General features: G+C 72.2%; 16 protein-coding genes. 5 read left to right on the forward strand and 11 right to left on the reverse strand.

All coding sequences use genetic code 11. From position 1 onward, the window contains the following. The first annotated feature begins 59 nt into the window (after positions 1-59). From argS to QQ657_RS11430, 3 genes are read left to right on the forward strand one after another with little or no spacing between them, the layout of a single operon-like run. Entirely contained in the window at positions 60-1,781 is a 1,722-nt protein-coding gene (gene argS, locus QQ657_RS11420) for an arginine--tRNA ligase (protein WP_284742048.1), read from the forward strand. A gap of 12 nt (positions 1,782-1,793) precedes the next feature. Then, entirely contained in the window at positions 1,794-2,183 is a 390-nt protein-coding gene (locus tag QQ657_RS11425) for a PPOX class F420-dependent oxidoreductase (protein ID WP_284742049.1), read from the forward strand. After that, entirely contained in the window at positions 2,180-2,464 is a 285-nt protein-coding gene (locus QQ657_RS11430) for a putative quinol monooxygenase (protein WP_284742050.1), read from the forward strand. The genes QQ657_RS11425 and QQ657_RS11430 overlap by 4 nt, the downstream gene beginning before the upstream one ends. Here QQ657_RS11430 and QQ657_RS11435 read toward each other — a convergent pair. After that, positions 2,434-3,033, reverse strand: a complete 600-nt coding sequence (locus QQ657_RS11435; protein ID WP_284742051.1) for a TetR/AcrR family transcriptional regulator — start codon at positions 3,031-3,033, stop codon at positions 2,434-2,436. The two genes, QQ657_RS11430 and QQ657_RS11435, sit on opposite strands and share 31 nt — an antisense overlap. Before the next feature lie 61 nt (positions 3,034-3,094). Between QQ657_RS11435 and QQ657_RS11440 the strand changes: the two genes are divergently transcribed. Beyond that, positions 3,095-3,808 carry an SDR family oxidoreductase gene (locus tag QQ657_RS11440; RefSeq protein ID WP_284742052.1) on the forward strand — a complete coding sequence of 238 codons (714 nt, stop codon included), beginning with the start codon at positions 3,095-3,097 and terminating at the stop codon, positions 3,806-3,808. A gap of 239 nt (positions 3,809-4,047) precedes the next feature. On the opposite strand, the gene proB is transcribed toward QQ657_RS11440, so the two are convergent. From proB to QQ657_RS11465, 5 genes are all read right to left on the reverse strand, one after another. Continuing rightward, positions 4,048-5,157 carry a glutamate 5-kinase gene (gene proB, locus QQ657_RS11445; protein ID WP_284742053.1) on the reverse strand — a complete coding sequence of 370 codons (1,110 nt, stop codon included), beginning with the start codon at positions 5,155-5,157 and terminating at the stop codon, positions 4,048-4,050. Further along, positions 5,154-6,614 carry a GTPase ObgE gene (gene obgE, locus QQ657_RS11450; protein ID WP_284742054.1) on the reverse strand — a complete coding sequence of 487 codons (1,461 nt, stop codon included), beginning with the start codon at positions 6,612-6,614 and terminating at the stop codon, positions 5,154-5,156. Before obgE ends, proB begins: the two co-directional genes overlap by 4 nt. Before the next feature lie 109 nt (positions 6,615-6,723). Continuing rightward, positions 6,724-6,984, reverse strand: coding sequence for a 50S ribosomal protein L27 (gene rpmA, locus QQ657_RS11455; protein ID WP_284742055.1), 261 nt, complete (start codon positions 6,982-6,984; stop codon positions 6,724-6,726). Positions 6,985-7,027: 43 nt separating this feature from the next. Further along, positions 7,028-7,342: a 50S ribosomal protein L21 gene (gene rplU, locus QQ657_RS11460; RefSeq protein ID WP_003067132.1), complete on the reverse strand. Its 315-nt coding sequence runs from the start codon at positions 7,340-7,342 to the stop codon at positions 7,028-7,030. A gap of 164 nt (positions 7,343-7,506) precedes the next feature. Next, positions 7,507-10,446 (reverse strand): translation initiation factor IF-2 N-terminal domain-containing protein, encoded by a 2,940-nt coding sequence (locus QQ657_RS11465; RefSeq protein WP_284742056.1) that lies wholly within the window; start codon positions 10,444-10,446, stop codon positions 7,507-7,509. Positions 10,447-10,981: 535 nt separating this feature from the next. Here QQ657_RS11465 and QQ657_RS11470 point away from each other — a divergent pair. After that, positions 10,982-12,406: a S8 family peptidase gene (locus tag QQ657_RS11470; protein ID WP_284742057.1), complete on the forward strand. Its 1,425-nt coding sequence runs from the start codon at positions 10,982-10,984 to the stop codon at positions 12,404-12,406. A gap of 183 nt (positions 12,407-12,589) precedes the next feature. Here QQ657_RS11470 and QQ657_RS11475 read toward each other — a convergent pair whose 3' ends face one another. The 5 genes from QQ657_RS11475 to QQ657_RS11495 all read right to left on the reverse strand — a co-directional run bounded on the left by QQ657_RS11475 (position 12,590) and on the right by QQ657_RS11495 (position 19,342). Next, positions 12,590-13,420: an ABC transporter permease gene (locus QQ657_RS11475; protein ID WP_284742058.1), complete on the reverse strand. Its 831-nt coding sequence runs from the start codon at positions 13,418-13,420 to the stop codon at positions 12,590-12,592. After that, positions 13,420-14,226: an ABC transporter permease gene (locus QQ657_RS11480; RefSeq protein WP_284742059.1), complete on the reverse strand. Its 807-nt coding sequence runs from the start codon at positions 14,224-14,226 to the stop codon at positions 13,420-13,422. The genes QQ657_RS11475 and QQ657_RS11480 overlap by 1 nt, the downstream gene beginning before the upstream one ends. Next, positions 14,226-15,170: an ABC transporter ATP-binding protein gene (locus QQ657_RS11485; protein WP_284742060.1), complete on the reverse strand. Its 945-nt coding sequence runs from the start codon at positions 15,168-15,170 to the stop codon at positions 14,226-14,228. Before QQ657_RS11485 ends, QQ657_RS11480 begins: the two co-directional genes overlap by 1 nt. 41 nt (positions 15,171-15,211) lie before the next feature. After that, a complete protein-coding gene (locus tag QQ657_RS11490; protein ID WP_434056730.1) occupies positions 15,212-18,511 on the reverse strand; it encodes a phosphodiester glycosidase family protein in 3,300 nt (1,099 codons plus the stop codon). A 111-nt stretch (positions 18,512-18,622) separates the two neighbouring features. Beyond that, positions 18,623-19,342: a maleylpyruvate isomerase family mycothiol-dependent enzyme gene (locus QQ657_RS11495; RefSeq protein WP_284742061.1), complete on the reverse strand. Its 720-nt coding sequence runs from the start codon at positions 19,340-19,342 to the stop codon at positions 18,623-18,625. Between the last annotated feature and the right edge of the window lie 24 nt (positions 19,343-19,366).

Below are 19,366 nucleotides of genomic sequence, written 5' to 3' on the forward strand. Positions count from 1 at the left end.
ACCGGCCGGTCACGCTCGCTACGCTGCGTGCTCCAAGACCGAGCCGAAGGAGGGACACCGTGCAGACCGCCGACGTTACCGAGGAGCTGGCGCGCCGCGTGGTGGCCGCCGCCGGCAAGGCACTGGACGTCGAGCTGACGCCGGAGCAGGCGCTGATCCAGGCGTCGCCGCGCGAAGGCGTCGACTACCAGGGCAACCTCGCGATGAGCCTGGGCAAACGGCTCGGCCGCTCGCCGCGCGAAGTCGCGACGCTGATCGCCGGTGCCCTCGAGCTCGACGGGATAGCCGACCCGCCCGAAGTCGCCGGGCCGGGGTTCCTGAACTTCGTGCTGCGCAAGGAATGGCTGGAGACGCGCACCGCCGCGCTGCTCGGCGATCCGCGCCTGGGCGTGCCGGAAACCACGTCGCCACGGCGGATCGCGCTGGACTACAGCAGCCCGAACGTCGCGAAGGAGATGCACGTCGGGCACCTGCGCACGACGGTGATCGGCGACACGCTCGCGCGCCTGCTGCGGTTCGCTGGGCACGAGTTGCTGCCGCACAACCACCTCGGCGACTGGGGCACGCCGTTCGGCATGCTCATCGAGCACCTCCTCGACGTACCGGCCGGGCAACGCGCCATCGCCGACCTCGACGCGTTCTACCGCGAAGCGCGGCGGAAGTTCGACGGCGACGAAGCGTTCGCGACCCGCGCACGCGACCGCGTCGTGCAGCTGCAGAGTGGCGACGAAGAAACCCTGGCCGTCTGGCGGGAGCTCGTCGCCGAATCGACCCGGCACTTCGACGAGGTCTACGCGCTGCTCGGAATCTCGTTGACGGACCAGGACATCTACGGCGAGAGCTTCTACAACCCGTACCTCGCGACGGTGGTCGACGACCTCGAGACGGCCGGGCTGACCGAGATCAGCGACGGCGCGGTCTGCGTGTTCCCCGAGGGGTTCCGCAACCGCGAAGGCGACCGGCTGCCGCTGATCGTCCGCAAGCGCGACGGCGGCTACGGGTACGCCGCGACCGACCTGGCGACCGTCCGGTACTGGACGGCCGAACGCGGCGCGACCGACCTCCTCTACGTCGTCGGGACGCCGCAGGCGCAGCACTTCGCGATGGTGTTCGCCGTCTGCCGCGCCGCCGGCTGGCTGACCGGGCACGCCGAGCACATCGGCTTCGGCACGGTGCTGGGCGCGGACGGCAAGACCATGCGGACCCGCTCCGGCGACACGGTCAAGCTGGCCGACCTGCTCACCGAGGCCGTGACGCAGGCCGCGGCGGTCGTCGCCGAACGCAGTGAGCTGGACGCCGCGGGGCAGGCCGAGGTCGCCCGGGCGGTCGGCATCGGCGCGGTCAAGTACGCCGACCTGTCCGGCGACCGCGAGCGCGACTACCTCTTCGCCTGGGACCGGATGCTCGCCAAGGAGGGCAACACCTCGGTCTACCTGCAGTACGCGCACGCGCGGACGCGGTCGATCCTGCGGAAGGCGGGCGGAGTGCCGGACGGTACCGCGGTCCTCTTGGAGGCTCCGGCCGAACGGGCTCTCGCGCTGAAGCTGCTCAGGTTCGGCGAAGCGCTGAAGACCGCGACAGACGGCTACGCGCCGCACAAGCTCTGTACGTACCTCTACGAGACAGCGGTCGCGTTTTCCCGGTTCTTCGAGGAATGTCCGGTCTTGAAAGCGTCTTCGCCGTCACTGCGCGCGTCCCGGCTGAGGTTGACTACGCTGACGTCGCACACGCTCGCGCTCGGGCTCTCCCTGCTCGGCATCGAAGCGCCCGACCAGCTCTAGCGGGAGACCACTGTGGAACTGCCCGGCGATCTGCTCGCTCTGCTGCGCGAGCCCAGCCTCTGCTTCCTGTCGACCTTGATGCCGGACGGCTCTCCGCAACTCACCCAGACCTGGGTGGACACCGATGGGACGCACATCCTCGTCAACACCGTGCTGGGCCACCAGAAGCAGCGCAACATCGAGCGTGACCCGCGGGTGGCGCTCAACGTCGCCGACCGCGAACGGCCGTCGCGCTACTACGCGATCCGCGGGCGCGTGCAGGAGATGACCGAGGACGGCGCGGTCGAGCACATCGAGAAACTCTCGCAGCGCTACCTCGGCGGCCCGTACCCGTGGTGGGGCGGCCGGGACCAGACGCGGCTGCTGCTCACGATCAAGCCGGACCGGATCAACCCGACATGATCATCGTCGCCGGCTGGCTCGCCGTCGCTCCCGAAAGCCGTGATGCCTACCTCGACGACTGTCGCGAGGCGGTGCGGCTGGCGCGGGAAGCTCGTGGGTGCCTCGAATACTCGCTGGGCGCCGACCTGCTCGATCCCGGCCGGATCACCGTGTACGAACGCTGGGAGTCCGACGAGGACCTCGAGCGCTTCCGCGGGTCCGGGCCGTCGGACGAGCAGGCCGTGCAGATCCTCGACGCGTCGGTGGCGCGCTACCGGATTTCGGCGGTCGAGGCGCCGTGATCGGCCAGTAGCGCCACCAGTTCACCGGCCAGGCCGCGGCCGATCGGCTCCCGCGTCGCGAGGAGCCGGTACCAGAGCGTGCCGAAGACGACGTCGATCACCGTGCCGGAGTCGACTCCCTCGGGCAGTTCGCCGCGCTCGCGGGCGCGGTCGACGATGACGCCGAGCGCGTCGCGGCGGCGGTTGAGGAAGTCTTCGCGGAACCGCTTGCCGAAGTCCGGGTCGATCTGCGCCTGCGCCATCAGCGCGCGCAGCGTGTCCGCCACCTGGGCTTTCCCGCCCAGCTCGAACGTGCTGTCCAGGAAGCCGGCGAGGTCGGCGCGGAACGTCCCCTCGTCGGGGATCGGCACGTAGAGGTCCGCCTTCGTCGCGAGCGCGTCGAGCAGGACGTCGGCCTTCGACGGCCACCAGCGGTAGATCGTCTGCTTGCCGACGCCGGAGCGCGCGGCGATGCCCTCGACGGTCAGCGTGCCGTAGCCCGCTTCCGCGACCAGGTCGAGCGTGGCGGCGAGGATCGCCAGCCGGCTCTGTTCGCTGCGCTTGCGGCCGGGACGGGACTGGTCGGTCATGGGATCCGATGGTAGCGTCGATTTCGAAACGAGACGTACCGGTTCGAAATGGGGAACGAGCATGAGCATCGCACTTGTCGCCGGCGGCACTTCGGGCATCGGCCTGGCGACCGCGCGGCGGCTGAGCGAGCGGGGTTACGACGTCCACGTCACCGGGCGCGGCAAGGAGCGCCTCGACGACGTCGCGGCGAGCGACCCGCGGCTGACGGGACACCAGGCCGACGGCGGCGACGCCACCGCGATGGCCGCGCTGGCGGAGTCACTCGGGACGGTCGACGTGCTGGTGGTGAGCCTGTCCGGCGCCGAAGGGATGGGGCCGATCGCGTCGCTGGATCTCGAGATGCTGCGGCGGGCGTTCGACGCGAAGTTCTGGGCGCACCTGACCACGATCCAGGCGGTGCTGCCGCGCCTGGCCGAGGACGGGTCGATCACGCTGCTGGGCGCGATCAGCGCACACGCGGCCATGCCGGGGACGGCGGGCATCGGCGCGCTCAACGCGGCGGTGGAGGCGCTGGTCAAGCCGCTGGCGGTCGAGCTGGCGCCGCGGCGGGTGAACGCGGTTTCGCCGGGGGTCGTGGACACGGCGTGGTGGAACGGCTTCCCGGCGGAGATGCGGGAAGGGTTCTTCGCCCAGACGGCGGCTTCGATCCCATCCCGCCGCGTGGCGACGGCGGACGACGTGGCCGAGGTGGTGGCACTGGCGGCGACGAACCGCAACCTGAGCGGCACGGTCTTGGAAGCCGACGGCGGTGCCCGATTGGTCTCAATGGGCTGAGCCGGCCGGGGCATCACGCGTGATTGGAGAGGCATCTCGCGTGATCAGAGGGGCATCACGTGTGATTGGAGGGACGACACGGCGGGCCCGGCCAATCGGGCGAGATGCCCGCCGGATCACGCGAGATACCCGCCCAGTCACGGGTGATGCCCGCTGGATCACGCGAGATGCCCCGCCAATCACGGTGATGCCGCCGGATCGCGGGGATGCGGCGCCGGGTGCGGGTGGTGGTGCCAGGGTTAGCGGCGGAGGGGGACCAGGTCGTCGGCGTGGACTACCTCGCGGCGCTGCTCGGCCGGGAGCTCGTGGCTGGATCGGCCGATCAGGTCCGGGAGCTCAGTCGCGTCGAACGCCACCACTCCGCGGGCCACCGGGCGGTCCTTCGCGTCCACCAAATCGACCACGTCGCCCGCCTGGAACTCGCCCTCCACGCCCGTGATCCCGGCCGCCAGCAACGACCTGCGGCGGCGGACCACCGCCGTCACCGCGCCGTCGTCCAGGCGGAGCTTGCCGGTCGTGTCCGCCGCGTAGCCCAGCCAGAAGCGGCGGGCCGACAGGCGCGTGTCCGCCGGGGCGAACGCCGTTCCCGGAGACGCCGTCGTCAGGGCCGCGGAGGCCTCCGATGCCGCCGCCAGCAGGACCGGGATGCCCGCGCCCGCCGCCGTGCGGGCCGCAGCCAGCTTCGACACCATGCCGCCCGTGCCGAGGCCGGAGCTGGACATGCCGACCGAGATTCCGTCCACATCGGACTCCGAGAGGACCTCGGTGAGCTTGCGGGTGGCGCCGTCGCGGGGGTCGCCGTCGTAGAGACCGTCCACATCGGACAGCAGGACCAGCGCGTCCGCGCCGATCAGGTGGGCCACCAGGGCCGCCAGGCGGTCGTTGTCGCCGAAGCGGATCTCTTCCGTGGCCACCGTGTCGTTCTCGTTGACCACCGGGACCGCGCCGAGCGCCAGCAACCTCGAGAACGTCCGCTGCGCGTTGCGGTAGTGCGACCGGCGGACGACGTCGTCAGAGGTCAGCAGGACCTGGCCGACCGTCAGCGAAAACCGGCCGAACGACTCCGCGTACGCGTGCGCCAGGGCCAGCTGGCCGACGCTCGCCGCCGCCTGCTGGGTCGCGAGGTCGTGGGGACGCTTGCCGAGCGAAAGCGGGGCCAGCCCGGCCCCGATCGCGCCCGAAGACACCAGGACGATCTGCGCGTCCCGGGAGACGCGCTCCGCGATCGCGTCGACCAGCGCGTCCAGCCGGGCCGCGTCGAGCCCGCTGCCCGCCGTGGTCAGCGCCGACGAGCCGACCTTGACCACCAGACGCCGGGCGGCCGCGATGGCTTCCCGCGTGCCGCTCACGCGTCGAGGTCCAGGTCGTCGCCTTCCAGCTCGTCCGAGCCGTCCCGCCGGATCCGGCGGGCTTCCTTGCGCTCGGCCGCGCCGATGCGGTCGTGGTTCTCGAGGCGGACGTCCGTGCCGCGCCCGGAAAGGTGCATCGCGACGCTCGGCGTCGACGGCTCCCACTCGAACTGGACGTCGCCGATCGTGACCGGGCTGCCCGGCCGCGCGCCGAGCTTCGCCAGCTTGTCCTCGACGCCGAGGCGGTTGAGCCGGTCGCCCAGGTAGCCGACGGCCTCGTCGTTGCCGAAGTTGGTCTGGCGGATCCACCGCTCCGGCCGGACGCCGCGCACGATGAACGCGCCCTCTTCTTCGGGGTCGACCTCGACGGTGAACCCGGTGTCGTCGACGGCGAGCGGCCGCAGGACGATCTTCTCCGGCTCCAGCACCGGCTGCATCTCGCGGTACTGCTCGACCACCTTGGCGAGTGCGAAGGTCAACTCCCGCAGGCCCTTGCGCGACGCCGTGGAAACCTCGAACACCTGCAGGCCACGGGCTTCGAACTCCGGCCGGACGAACTCGGCGAGCTCGGCGGCCTCCGGGACGTCGATCTTGTTGAGCACGACCACGCGCGGGCGCTCCTCGAGCTTCCCGCCGAGACCCGGCGTGTACTTGGCGAGCTCCTCTTCCAGAGCGTCCACATCGGACACCGGGTCGCGGCCGGGCTCGAGGGTCGCGCAGTCGACGACGTGCACCAGCACCGCGCAGCGCTCGATGTGGCGCAGGAAGTCGAGGCCGAGGCCCTTGCCCTCGGACGCGCCGGGGATCAGGCCGGGCACGTCGGCCATCGTGAACACCGTCTCGCCGCCGGTGATGACGCCGAGGTTCGGCACCAGCGTGGTGAACGGGTAGTCGGCGATCTTCGGCTTGGCCGCGGACAGCACCGAGATCAGCGACGACTTGCCGGCGGACGGGAAGCCGAGCAGGCCGACGTCGGCGACCGAGCGCAGCTCCAGCACCAGGTTGCGGGTCTCGCCGGGCTCGCCCAGCAGCGCGAACCCGGGGGCCTTGCGAGCCTTCGACGACAGCGACGCGTTGCCGAGGCCACCGCGGCCGCCCTGCGCCGCGACGAACGTGGTGCCCGGGCCGATGAGGTCGGCGACCATCTCGCCGTCTTCGGTGAACACGACGGTGCCGGACGGGACCTTCATCACCAGGGTCTCCCCCGCCGCGCCCGCGCGGTTGCCGCCCTGGCCCATCTTTCCGCTGCCCGCCTTGGCGTGCGGGCGGAAGTGGAAGTCGAGCAGGGTGTGCACGTTCGGGTCGACGACCAGCAGGACGTCGCCGCCGTTGCCGCCGTTGCCGCCGTCCGGGCCGCCGAGGGGTTTGAACTTCTCGCGGTGCACCGAGGCGCAGCCGTTGCCCCCGTCGCCGGCGGTCAGGTGGATGACCGCTCGGTCCACGAACCGGGACGCCATGACTTGCCTCTATTCACTCGCGAAAAAAGAACCCGTACAAAACAAACGAGGGGTGGCACCGGATATTCCGGCCCCACCCCTCGTCAGAGGTCTAACTCGAAGCCGAAACTCAGACTTCGACCGGCACGACGATGTTGACCGTCTTGCGGCCACGCTTCTCGCCGAACTGAACCGCGCCGGTGGCCAGCGCGAACAGCGTGTCGTCGCCGCCACGGCCGACGTTCACGCCCGGGTGGAACTTGGTGCCACGCTGGCGGATCAGGATCTCGCCGGCGTTGACCTGCTGGCCGCCGAAGCGCTTGACGCCGAGGCGCTGGGCGTTCGAATCGCGACCGTTGCGGGAGCTGGACGCACCCTTCTTGTGAGCCATAGCTCAGTCCTCTTTCAGTCTTACGAAGATCCGGAGAAGTTCTTTACAGGGAGATGGCGGTGACCTCGACGCGGGTCAGCTTCTGCCGGTGACCCTGACGCTTGTGGTAGCCCGTCTTGTTCTTGAACTTGTGGATCCGGATCTTCGGACCCTTGGTCTGCTCGACGACCTTGCCGGTGACCGAGACCTTCGCCAGCGCGTCGGCGTCCGTGGTGACATCGCCACCGTCGACGTACAAAACGGCGGGGAGAATGTGCTCGGTGCCCGGCTCGCCCTCGAGCTTCTCGACCTCGACCACGTCGCCGACGGCAACCTTGTACTGCTTGCCGCCGGTCTTGACGATCGCGTACGCCGACACGGAAGTCTCCTGCATTACTCGACAATGGGTGGGGGCTTGCGCAACCGGCCCACCTGATGGAACGGGTGGTCCAGGACTCGCGCAGGCGACCTGCTCTGGTGGCAGGCCGTACTACAGGTTACGTGGGGTGCCCCGGTGCGTTACCACCGGGGTCCCCTAGTCGTTCACTGGCTCTGGTCGGACGCGTGCACCGGCGGACCCGCCGGACGCGACGCGGCCCGGCGCGACCGGCGCCGGGTGGGGCGCGTGGCCGGTTCAGGCACGTTGATGTCCGCGTCGACGGGTTCCGAAGACTCCGAAGACTCCACAGCCTCCACAGCCGCCGTCACCGGCTCTTCCACCGGCTCCGGCGCCGAGGTCCGCTCGACCGCCGGCTCCTCCTGCGGCACCGGGGTCTCGTCCGCCTCGGTGGTCACCGGGACGTCCGCGACCTCGGTGGCCGGCTCGGCGACGGCCTCCTGACGCGTCTCTTCGGCGGCCTCGGCCGCCTCCGGGACGTGCCCGTTGCCGTTCAGCGCGCCGTGGTCGTGGTCCTTGGCCGCCTTCGAGGCGTTGGCCATGGCCGCCACCGCCGAGGCGACCGACGCGCGCTGCTCCGGCGGCGGAACCGCGTGGACCTCGGCCTTGGCGGCCTCGGCCTGCTCCTTGGCGGCCTCTTCGCCCTTGCCGCGGCCCCGCGACCGGCGGGAGCTCTTCTCCCCGCCACCGCCGCCGTTGCCGCCGCCAGTGTTGCCGCCGCCATTGCCGTTGCCGCCGTGGGACTGCGAGCCGCCGCCCGTGCGCTGCACCTCGGTCGAGACGAGCACGCCCCGGCCCTTGCAGTGCTCACACGGCGTCGAGAACGCCTCCAGCAGGCCCGTGCCGATCTTCTTGCGGGTCATCTGCACCAGGCCGAGCGAGGTGACCTCGGCGACCTGGTGGCGCGTGCGGTCGCGGCCGAGGCACTCGGTCAGGCGGCGCAGCACCAGCTCGCGGTTGGACTCGAGCACCATGTCGATGAAGTCGATCACGATGATGCCGCCGATGTCCCGCAGCCGGAGCTGGCGGACGATCTCCTCCGCCGACTCCAGGTTGTTGCGGGTCACCGTCTCCTCGAGGTTGCCGCCCGAACCGGTGAACTTGCCGGTGTTGACGTCGATGACCGTCATCGCCTCGGTGCGGTCGATGACCAGGTAACCGCCGGACGGCAGCCAGACCTTCCGGTCGAGCGCCTTGGTGATCTGCTCGTCGATCCGGTGGTCGGAGAACGCGTCGCCGGTGCCGATGTAGCGCTTGAGGCGCTCGGCGAGCTCCGGCGCGACGTGGCTGACGTAGCCGTTGATGGTCTCCCAGGAGCGGTTGCCCTGGATCTCCAGCTTGGTGAAGTCCTCGGTGAAGAGGTCACGCACGACCTTGACCAGCAGGTCGGGCTCCTCGTAGAGCATGGTCGGCGCGCCGCCCTTCTTGCCGGAACCGGCGGCGGCCTTCTCCTTGATGACGTCCCACTGCGCCTTCAGGCGGTCGACGTCGCGGCCCAGCTCCTCCTCGCCGATGCCCTCGGAGGCGGTGCGGATGATGACGCCCGCGTCCTCCGGGACGATCCGCTTGAGAATGTCCTTGAGCCGGCGGCGCTCGTTCTCCGGCAGCTTGCGGGAGATGCCGGTGGCGCCGCCCGCGGGCACGTACACCAGGAAGCGGCCGGGCAGCGAGATCTGCGTGGTCAGCCGGGCGCCCTTGTGCCCGACCGGGTCCTTGGTGACCTGGACCAGCACGGAGTCGCCGGTGGACAGCGCCTGCTCGATCTTGCGGGCCTTGCCCTCGAGACCGGCGGCGTCCCAGTCGACCTCACCGGCGTAGAGCACGGCGTTGCGGCCGCGGCCGATGTCGATGAACGCGGCTTCCATGCTCGGCAGCACGTTCTGGACGCGGCCGAGGTAGACGTTGCCGACGATCGAGCCGGAGCCCGACTGCGTCACGAAGTGCTCGACCAGCACGCCGTCCTCGAGCACGGCGATCTGCGTCGCGTCGCCCTTCTCGAGGACGACCATCGTGCGCTCGACCGACTCCCGGCGGGCCAGGAACTCGGCCTCGGACAGGATCGGGGCGCGGCGGCGGCCGGCCTCGCGGCCGTCGCGGCGGCGCTGGCGCTTGGCTTCCAGCCGCGTCGAGCCGCGGACGCTGCGCACCTCGTCGCGCGCCGGGCGTTCGCGCTCGGCCTGCTCGGCCTTGGCCTGGCGGACGTGGGTGACGGTGTTGGGCGGGTCGTCGGTGGTTTCGGCGTCTTCGCCGTCCGAGCCCTTGCGACGACGGCGGCGGCGACGGCGCTTGCTGCCACCCTCGCCCTCGTCGCTGTCGTTGTCGTTGTCCGAGTCGGAAGAAGACTCGGCGGTCTCCTCGCTCTCCTCGGTGTCCGCTTCGGCCTTTTCGTCCCCGTTGCGGCCCTTGCGGCGCGGCTCCTCGGGCTTCTCGTCCTCGTTGTCGCCGGCCTCGTCGCTGCCGTCGGCGCCCTTGCCCCGGCCACGGCCGCGACGGCCCCGGCGGCGACGGCGGCGGCTGCCGGCGTCGTCACCGTCGTCGTCGCCCGCGTCGAGGGCCGAGGTGGTGTCTTCGGTCTCGTCCTCGGCGGCCTCGGGCTCGGGCTGCGGTTCGGGCCGGGACCGCGGACGGGCTTCCGGCTCCGCGAACGGGTCGGCGGGCTTGCGGGCCGGCTTGGCGGCGGGCTCCGGCGGCAGGAAGACCGGCGACGGCGCGGCGAACACCGGCAGGTGCGCGCGGGTCTTCTGCCGCGGGCGCGGCTTCTCGGCCTCGGCGACCGGCACCTCGGGCACCACGGGGCGGGCCTGCTCCACCGGCGCCGGGGCCTGCTCGACGGGTGCTTCACCGGCGTCGGCCGGCTCGAAGGTCTCGGCCACCTTGAGCGCGACGTCCCTGGTCACGCTCGACTGCGCGCTGCGCACGCTTTCGCCCAGCTCGGCGAGCTTGGCGAGGACGTCCCGGCTGTTCTTCTCCAGCAGCTTGGCCAGCGCGTGCACCCGGATCCGGGCAGGCAGGTCGGCCAGTGGACCGCTCGCGGGTGCGGCGGGATTCCCGCCGGTCTGCTCGGCGGGTGTTTCCGCGTTCGACATATGTCTCCTCCGCCCCCGGGCGCGTCTGCCGATGCTCACCGGCAGGGACGCGGCCGCGCAGGGGCCCCTTTCTGTTCGTTCCGCCGTGGTGGTCACCAGCGACGGGAATCCTGGCCCGACGACCGGGCGCCGCACCACCGCCTCGATGGCGCAACCCGGTCAAAGGTCTGCTCGGCGGCATGCGTTGGGACTCGCGGCACCCGGGCCGCCCGCCACGTCGTCCAGCCGCCCGCGCTCGCGGGCGGCGACGCGCGTCGCGGGAGTTCGCGCACATCACCGGGCCTCAACGCCGCAGGCAGCACCTCTCACGTGCGCCCCGCGGCCCAGTGGCCACCCCGAGTATCCCACACCGGGTGACTGCTCCGTCGTACTCGGTACCTCCGCCCACGCCGCCGGGCGCGCCGCGACCCCCACCGGCCGGGGGAACTTGGCCGTAGCGCTTGTCCGCCGGGCACGGGGTGGCTACCGTGCGGCTCGGGGTGACCGGGATCTCGCGCGCCGGCACCCGCGGTTCCTGCATCCGGTGGGAGGTCCGGTGTCCCTGCTGGCGCGGCCCCTGCGGGCGGCCGTGTGCACCGTACTGGTGCTTTCGGGATGCGTCACCGCCAGTCCCGCGGCGGCCGACGAACCTTCCTGCGGCCACGGCCGGAACCTGCGTTACGTCGTCACCTTCGACCGCGGCACGCCCGAGTCCACCGCTCGCGCGCAGGTCACCGGCGCGTGCGGGGCCACCACCGTCTACTACCCGCAGATCGCCGTCGCCGTCGCTACCTCGGGCGACCCTTCGTTCGGCACGCGGGTCGGGCTCGACCGGGCGTTCAGCGCCCAGGCCGAGCGGCTGGCCGCGCAACGCGCCACCGAGGTCAAGCCGCAGCCCGCCCGGGCGACGCTGGCCGCCACCGACCCGGCTCGCGTCCCCACCGCGGACCTGAGCGACCGGCAGTGGGACATGAAGATGATCAACGCGGGCCGCGCGCCGGGCGTGTCCGACGGCAGCCGGGACGTCGTCGTCGGCGTCCTCGACTCGGGGATCGACCCGGATCACCCCGACCTCAGCGGCGCACTCGACCGGGACGACTCCGCCGGCTGCCTGACCGGCGCCCCCGACCGGTCGCCGTCGGCCTGGGTGCCGACGACGTCGGTGCACGGCACGCATGTGGCGGGGATCATCGCGGCGGCCGACGACGGCCACGGCGTGACAGGTGTGGCGCCCGGGGTCAGGGTGGCGTCGGTGAAAGTGATCGACGACCGCGGCTACGCCGACCCGGAGGCCGCGGTGTGCGGGCTGATGTGGGCGGCGTCACGGCACATGCGGCTGACGAACAGCAGCTTCTTCGTGAACCCGTGGACGCTGTCGTGCATCCGCGGCGACGACCGCGGGGTGGTGCACGAGGCGCTGGCGCGGGCGGTGGAGTACAGCACGTCGGCGGGCACGCTGAACGTCGCGGCGGCGACCAACGAGGCCGTCGACCTGACGCCGTCGGCGCGGTCCGGCTCGCCCGGAGCGGGCTCGGGGTGTGAAGCGCTGCCGGCCGCGCTGCGGGACGTCGTCGCGGTGTCGGCCGTCGGCTCGGACCGGGTGAAGGCGGGCTACAGCTCGTACGGGCTGGGCGTGATCGACGTCACCGCGCCCGGTGGGGAGACGGGCGAGTGCGTGCTTTCGACGGTGCCGGGCGGGTACGCGCCGCTGTGCGGGACGTCGATGGCCGCGCCGCACGTCACCGGGGTGCTGGCGCTGCTGGCGTCGGCGCACCGGGACGCCGGGCCGCGGCAGCTGCGGCGGACGCTGGACAACCAGGCGATGCCGATGCCGTGCCCGGCCGACTACGACCTCACCGGCGACGGCACCCAGGACGCCTACTGCGCGGGGTACGAGGGGTTCAACGGCTTCTACGGGCACGGGATGGTGGACGCGCTGGCCGCCGTCGCACCCCGGGGACGGCCCGACCCGGCCCGCTGAGCCGCTCCTGCGCGTGCGGGAAACCGGAACTCGCGTGATCGCGGCCGGGACTCGCGTGATCAGAGGCGGAACTCGCGTGATTGGGCGGGTAACTCGTGTGTCTGGAGGGGCATCTCGCGTGATTGAGGGGGCATCACGCGTGATTGGAGGATCGGGTCGCGTACCTGGGCGGACGTCACGGCGTCAGGTCAGGAGGAGTTTGGCGATTCGGCGGGTCGAGGCCCACAGGCCTATCGCGCCCAGGGCCAGCAGGTAGGCCAGGTTGATCAGCATGCTGCCGGACAGCAGGCCCGTCGCGAGGCCGCGCATCAGCTCGATCGCGTGGTAGAGCGGGAGGCAGCGGACCACCCACTGCAGCGGCTCCGGGTACACCGACAGCGGGAAGAACGTCGTCGCGAACAGGAACATCGGCATCAGGACGAGCGCGATGTAGTCGAACTGGGCCGTCGATTTCAGGAACGTCACCAGGGCCATGCCGATCGCCGAGAACGCCAGCCCCACCAGCAGCGCCGCCGGGACCATCAGCAGTGCCCACCACGACGCCAGCAACCCCATCGCCGCCGCGATCGCGAGGAACGCCACCGCGTAGATGCCGCCCCGGGTCATCGCCCAGCCGATCTCGCCGATCGCCACGTCCAGCGGGCCGATCGGCGTCGCCAGCATCGCGTCGTACAGCTTCGCGTAGCGCAGCTTGAAGAACATGTTGTACGTCGACTCGAAGATCGCGCCGTTCATCGCCGACGTCGCGAGCAGCGCCGGCGCCACGAACGCGACGTAGCCCATCGGGCGGCCGTCCGGGCCCGCCACCTCGGTGACCAGCTTGCCGAACCCCAGCTGGAAGGCCAGCAGGTAGAGGAACGGCTCGGCCGCGCCGGAGACGAAGATCGCCCAGCTTGCGCGGCTCACCCGCACCGACCGCTCGACGAGCATGCGGGCGCGGCCCGCGTACAGCCCGGGCGGCAGGATCCGCAGCAGCAGACCGGCCCGCGCCGGGGGAGCTTGGACGCTCACCATCACTCCATCAGCCTCCGGTAGAAGGCCCGGTGCGCGACCGCCCACCCGGCCGCGAACAACGCCGCGAGCACCGCGAAGTGGCCGAGCATCGCCCAGCCGCCGACTCCCCCGACGCTCACCCCGCGGGCCAGTTGCGTGCCGTGCCACAGCGGGGAAAGCCAGGCCAGCCAGCGGATCGCGCCCGGCAGCTGGGAGATCGGGAAGAACGTGCCGGAGAACAACGTCATCGGCATGACGACGAAGCGGAAGATCAGCCCGAAGCGCTGGCCTTCGTCGAACGTCCGCGCCGCGAGCGCGGTGATCGGCGTGGCGCAGGCGAGCCCGGTGACCGTGCCCACGAGGATCACCAGCAGCACGCCGGGCCCGGTCCAGGCGCCGAAGAACAGCGCGACGAACGCGTAGATCGCGCCGGCGAGCGTCAGCCGCAGGGCCGTCCAGATCAGGTGGCCGCCGAGTACCTGCCCCGGCGACACCGGGGTGGCGGTGACCGCCAGGTAGTCCTTCTGCCACTTGAACCCGGAGAGCACGGGGTAGCTCGAGTCGCCGACGGCCTGTTGCGCGGCACCGGCGGCGAGCAGCGCCGGCGCGATGTACTGCAGGTAGGACAGGCCGCCGGTGACCGCGCCCGGGCGGACCTGCGACCCGAAGCCGAGGCCCATCGCGGCGAGGAACAGCACCGGCTGGAGTCCGGTGGAGTACAAAGTGGACAGCCAGTGGCGCCGGTACCAGGTCCAGTGCCCCTCGACGCGCAGCCAGGCGCCGTGCCAGCTGCCGACCACGCGGCCGGTGGATTCGACGGTGGTCATCAGTCGACCAGCGTCCGGCCGGTCAGGCGGAGGAACACGTCCTCCAGGGAACTGCGCCGCACCAGGCTCGACAGCGGCCTCAGCCCGCGCGAGTGCGCGTGTTCCAGGGTGTCCTCGCCGTCGTTGCTGTAGAGCAGAACGCGGTCCGGCAGCACCTCCACGCGCTCAGCGAGCCCCTCGACCTGCTGCGCCGCCGCCACCTGCTGGCCCGTCGCGAACCGCAGTTCGACGACCTCCCGCGTCGAGTACCGGCTGATCAGCTCCGAAGGCGAGCCCTCCGCGGCGATCCGGCCGTGGTCCATCACGACCAGGCGGTCGCACAGCTGCTCCGCCTCGTCCATGTAGTGCGTGGTGACGATCAGCGTCGTGCCCTGCTCCTTGAGCCGGAACAGCCTGTCCCACAGCAGGTGGCGAGCCTGCGGGTCGAGGCCCGTCGTCGGCTCGTCGAGCAGCAGCAGCTCCGGGTCGTTGACCAGTGAACGCGCGATCGTCAGCCGGCGTTTCATGCCGCCTGAGAGCGGGTCGACCTTGTCCCCCGCCCGGTCGGCCAGCTGCGCGAACTCCAGCAGCTCGTCGGCCTTGCTCCGGGCCGCCGCGCGCGACATCCCGAAGTAGCGGCCGTAGATCAGCAGGTTCTCCCGGACCGTCAGCTCGACGTCCAGGTTGTCCAGCTGCGGCACCACGCCGAGGCGCGCGCGGATCCTCGGCCCGGCCAGCTCCGGATCCAGCCCCAGCACGCGGAGGTCGCCGTCGGTGCGCGGGGACACGCACGCGATCATCCGCATGGTCGACGACTTGCCCGCGCCGTTCGGGCCGAGGAAGCCGAACGCCTCCCCGCGCCGCACCTCGACGTCGATCCCGCGCACGGCCTCGAACTCGCCGAAGCGCTTCACCAGCGCCTTGGCCTGCACCAGTGCCGGTTCCCGGTCCTCCGATTCGTCCACACCCCGACCATACGAGCGGGCACCGACAAAAACCGAACGGTTTAGCCGCGGACGGTCACGACCAGCGACTGCGTCACCCCGTTGACCGTCACCGACAGCCGCGCGACGCCCGGGCGCAACGCCGTCAGCGCGCCGGTCGAAGAATCGAACGCAACCACGCCCCAGCCGACCGTCCAGTCGGCGCTCACCGGGTACGACACCGGCACGTCCCGGGTGCCCTGCCGGACGGAAGCGCGAACCACCGCGCGTTCGCCGCGGGCCAGCGAAGACGGTCCCGAAACGGTGAGCGAGTCGACGTTCGGCCGCGTCTCGAAGCGCACCGGCTGCGCGCGGTCGGCCGGGTCGACGCGCAGCAGCGTCCAGCCGACGAACCCGCCGTCGCCGGGCGCGGCCGCGGGCGCCTTGCCCGAGTTTCCGTTGACCAGGTACGGCACGCCGTCCACCCGGGACAGCGAGAACACGCCGGCGTGCGAAGCCACCGAAGCGGCCGGTTTGCCGGACGCCTGCTCGAACCCGGTGAGCCACTGGGTCAGCAGCGTGGCTTCCTTCCGGTCGCCGAGCTGGGAGTTCCCGGTCGGGCTCGGGTCCTTCACCGGGTGGTGCATCGCGACGACGACCCCGTGGATCGACCGGTCCGCGGCGGCGGAGTCCAGGGCCGAACGCAGCATCCGGACCTGGTCGAACCCGCCCGCCCGCAGCGATCCGCGCGAGGAGTCCATGAGCACCAGCCGGATGCCGTGCACGTCGACGACTTGATGCGTCACGCCGAACGCGGCCTGGAAGTTGGCGAGGCCGTTGCCGCCCTCGGCCTCGTGGTTGCCCGGCACGTAGTACCAGGGCACCTTGCCGTCGAGCTCGTCAGTGATGACCTGGCGAGCCAGCACGAAATCGGGCGCCGTGCCGCGGTCGACGAAGTCGCCGTTGATCAGCACCAGGTCCGGTTTCGCCGCGACGGCTTCGCGCAGGGCGCGGCGGGCCTGCGCGACCAGCGGCCCGGCCGGGTCGTCCGCGGTGAACTGCGCGTCGCTGACGACCGCGACGCGCAGGCCGCCGGCCAGGGTGCCGTCGGTGACCAGCGCCGGGTCGTGCGGGGCCGGGTCGGCCGGCACCGCCGTCGTCGGCGCCACCTCGAAGGTCAGGTCGTCGAACACGAGGTGACCTTCGTACTGCTGGTCCGGCACGTTCTCGACGGCGTAGAAGCGCGCCAGCCGCTGGCCGTCGGGCAGCCCGGCCGGGACCGCGGCGGTGACGTACCGCCAGCCCGTCCAGTCGACGCTCAGCGACAAGTCCACAATGGACGCGACATTCGCCGCGTCGCGCAGCTCCGCCCGCAGCCACGCGCCCTTGCCGTCGCCGTTCACCCACAGCCCGATCTTCTGGGTGCCCACGGGAACCGCGAGCGGAGAGGACGGCGTGACGTACGCGGCGCGCGTCGCGGTCGTGCCGGTGAGCCGGTAGTCCAGCGCGAGACCGGCACCGCCGTCCCGCCCGGGCGCCGCGGACAGCGCCGCGCCGACGACCGCCGGGAACACCGTCGCCGTCCAGCCCGCCGGCCCGTCCAGCGGCGACGCGACCTGCGGCACGGTCCCCACCGAGGCGGCCAGGTGCGTGGTGAGGCCCGCCGCGGTCGCGGTGATCGCGGTGGCGCCGGACGCGGTCAGCGAGGTCACCGCGTACCCGTCGTCCGACGGCTCGACCCGCACGACGGAGTGGTCGTAGTCGAGCTTGACGTCGTCGGCTTCCAGCCAGGTGCCGTAGCCGTCGGCGTCGTAGCCGTAGACCTTGAAGGTGCTCTTCGCGCCGGCGCCGGTCAGCGCGACCTGCTCGGTGCTCGTGCCGAGCCGGACCGGCCTGCCCAGCACCGAAAGCGCCGTCTTCCCGGACGCCCGGCCGGAACGCGCGACGACATCGACACCGCCCGCGCCGTGGCCGGTGACGACCCCGCGGGTCACGGTGGCCCGCCGGGGGTCGGACGTGCTCCAGCGCGGGTCGGCAGCCACCGCGGCGCCGGTTTCGTCGTGGCCGTCGGCGACCAGGTGCCGGGTCAGGCCGGTCAGCACGCGGTTCGCGTCGCCGGTGGCCACGGCGGGCGCCGGGGAGAACGCCGTGAGCTTGCCGCTGCCCGGCACGGTCGCGAAGCCGATTCCGTTGGGCACCAGGCGTTCCCCGCCGTCGGACGGCGCGTTGCGGACGCTCGGCGCGGCTTCGCCCTCGTCGCGTGCCAGCAGCGTCGACGAGCCGCCGCCGTCGAGGTTGATCGCGTCGTCGGCGCCGAGGCTCTTCATGTGCCGGGCCAGTTCCAGCTCGGTCATGCCGCGGCTGTCGGCCTGCCGTCCGTCCACAGTGGCCAGCCACAGCCGCTTGCCGTCGGCGGAGAAGCCGACCGCCGTCCGCGGGTGCATGGCCACGTTGTCGACCGGCTGCACGACGCCGTCGCGGAGCAGGACTTCGTTGCCGCCCACGGCGACCGCGATCTTCCCGGCGTCCGAGCGCGGCGCGTACGTGACGCCGACGGCGTCGCCCGGCTTGAGCGACGCGAGAGCGTCCGCCCCTGCCTCGCGAGCCAGCAGCAGCGTGGTGCCCGCCGCGATGGGGCCGTCCGCGGGCTGCGCGCGCACGGCGGTGACGACGCCGTCGCGGAGCTCGACCTCGCGCACCCGGGACGCCCCGGCCACCGAAGTCGCGCGGCCCGACGCGCCCCACAACGGCGTGTAGACGCCGATCGCGTCGGCGCCGAGGACCGGGCTGTTGAAGTTCGTCGCCTTCACTGTCCCGCCGGGCAGCGTCACGGCGGCTTCCAGGAAGACCGAAGCCAGCTCCGCCTTGCCCGCGTCGGTGATCGCGGCGGTGTAGTTGTGGCCGGCGGCGGGCGCGGTCTGCAGCTGCCCGTGGTCGATGCCGACGCCGATCGGCGCGCCGGTGGCGTTGATGTCGAAGAAGTCGCCGTTCACGCCGGCGACCGCGCCGGTGCGCGCGACCTGCTGCGAAAGCGGCGTGCGCGCGGACACCGTGCCGGGGCTGAGGTAGGTCGGCTTCACGACCTTGCTGCCCAGGTCGACGGCGAGGGTGTCGCCGCGGATCCAGCCGGCCGGGTCGAACCGGTCGAACTGGGTGAGGTTCAGGCCGGGTGCGACCTCGGTGGTCGCGCTGCCGGTGACGAGCCCGTCGTCGGGGTCCGCGGCGGCGAAGGCGGCCGGGCCCTGGTGGTCCGACGACGCGGCGGGCGCGGCCTCGACCGGCGGTGTGCCGAGCGGCGCCCGGAGCGGGTCGGCGTGAGCGGGAACGGCGAACGCCGTCGCGACCAGGGCGACGAACGGCAGCGCAATGCGTGACTTCTTCACCAGGTACCCCAGTATCGAGTGAGAGTGAGCCGGACCAGCACAGCGCAGTGGCACGGCCGGGGGAAGACTTCCCGGTGAACGCCGCCTGAATGGTCTAGAACAGCTACCGGGTCAGGCGGTGAAAGGAGCCTGGAGGAATCCTCCGGCGAGCGCGGTGTCACCGGACAGCCGCGGCGGGGTGGCCGTCCGCTTCCACAGGTGCAGCAAGAGGTCCCGCGCCGTCGCCTCGGCGGTCGCGGCGGGTTCGGCGGCCGGCCCGAGCGCGGGCGGTTCCCCCGGGTGCAGCGTCCAGGCGTCGCCGGTGTCGGTGGTGCGCAGCGCGAGTGGCGCGGCCAGCGACGGCGCGGTGTGCCAGCGCGTGACGCGCGGGAGCCAAGCGCCGAGGACCTCGTCGACGCCGTCCGCGGCCACGGCCGGGTCGAGCACGTGCCCGCTCCCCGAGTCGGCGAGGTGGACGGCGGTTTCGTGCACCTGGCGGCGGAACCAGAACGCCTTGGTCTTCTCGGTACCGCCGAAGTGCCAGCACCGGTCTTCGGGGGTGGCCCGCTCGAGGGCGTCGAGGAGCAGGCCGGCGCTTTCGGCGTACCAGGACGCCAGGCCGGCGTCCGCGCCGCTGTCGAAGTCCTGCGGCTGGACCTCGCCGGTCGTGACGACGGCGGCCGCCCAGCGGTGCACGTTCCCGAGGTGCGTGCCGAGGTCGGCCAGGGTCCAGCCGGCGCAGTCCGGCACCGGCGCGGACAGGTCGCCGACGCGCAGGGCCTCGGCGAACGCGCCGGTCAGCTCCCGCAGCACGGGGAGGTAGTCGCGGGCCGGGAACGGCATCGTCGTCACGGGTGCTCCTGGGGAGAACCGGGG

Source organism: Amycolatopsis ponsaeliensis (assembly GCF_030182635.1).
Lineage (GTDB): Bacteria > Actinomycetota > Actinomycetes > Mycobacteriales > Pseudonocardiaceae > Amycolatopsis > Amycolatopsis ponsaeliensis.

Bases quoted from the DNA above. Each gene is read 5' to 3' on its own strand.
- obgE (WP_284742054.1), bottom strand. From the start codon at position 6,614: ATGGCGTCCCGGTTCGTGGACCGAGCGGTCATCCACCTGACCGCCGGC.
- QQ657_RS11465 (WP_284742056.1), bottom strand. From the start codon at position 10,446: ATGTCGAACGCGGAAACACCCGCCGAGCAGACCGGCGGGAATCCCGCC.
- QQ657_RS11435 (WP_284742051.1), bottom strand. From the start codon at position 3,033: ATGACCGACCAGTCCCGTCCCGGCCGCAAGCGCAGCGAACAGAGCCGG.
- QQ657_RS11475 (WP_284742058.1), bottom strand. From the start codon at position 13,420: ATGGTGAGCGTCCAAGCTCCCCCGGCGCGGGCCGGTCTGCTGCTGCGG.
- QQ657_RS11430 (WP_284742050.1), top strand. From the start codon at position 2,180: ATGATCATCGTCGCCGGCTGGCTCGCCGTCGCTCCCGAAAGCCGTGAT.
- rpmA (WP_284742055.1), bottom strand. From the start codon at position 6,984: ATGGCTCACAAGAAGGGTGCGTCCAGCTCCCGCAACGGTCGCGATTCG.
- QQ657_RS11440 (WP_284742052.1), top strand. From the start codon at position 3,095: ATGAGCATCGCACTTGTCGCCGGCGGCACTTCGGGCATCGGCCTGGCG.
- QQ657_RS11480 (WP_284742059.1), bottom strand. From the start codon at position 14,226: ATGACCACCGTCGAATCCACCGGCCGCGTGGTCGGCAGCTGGCACGGC.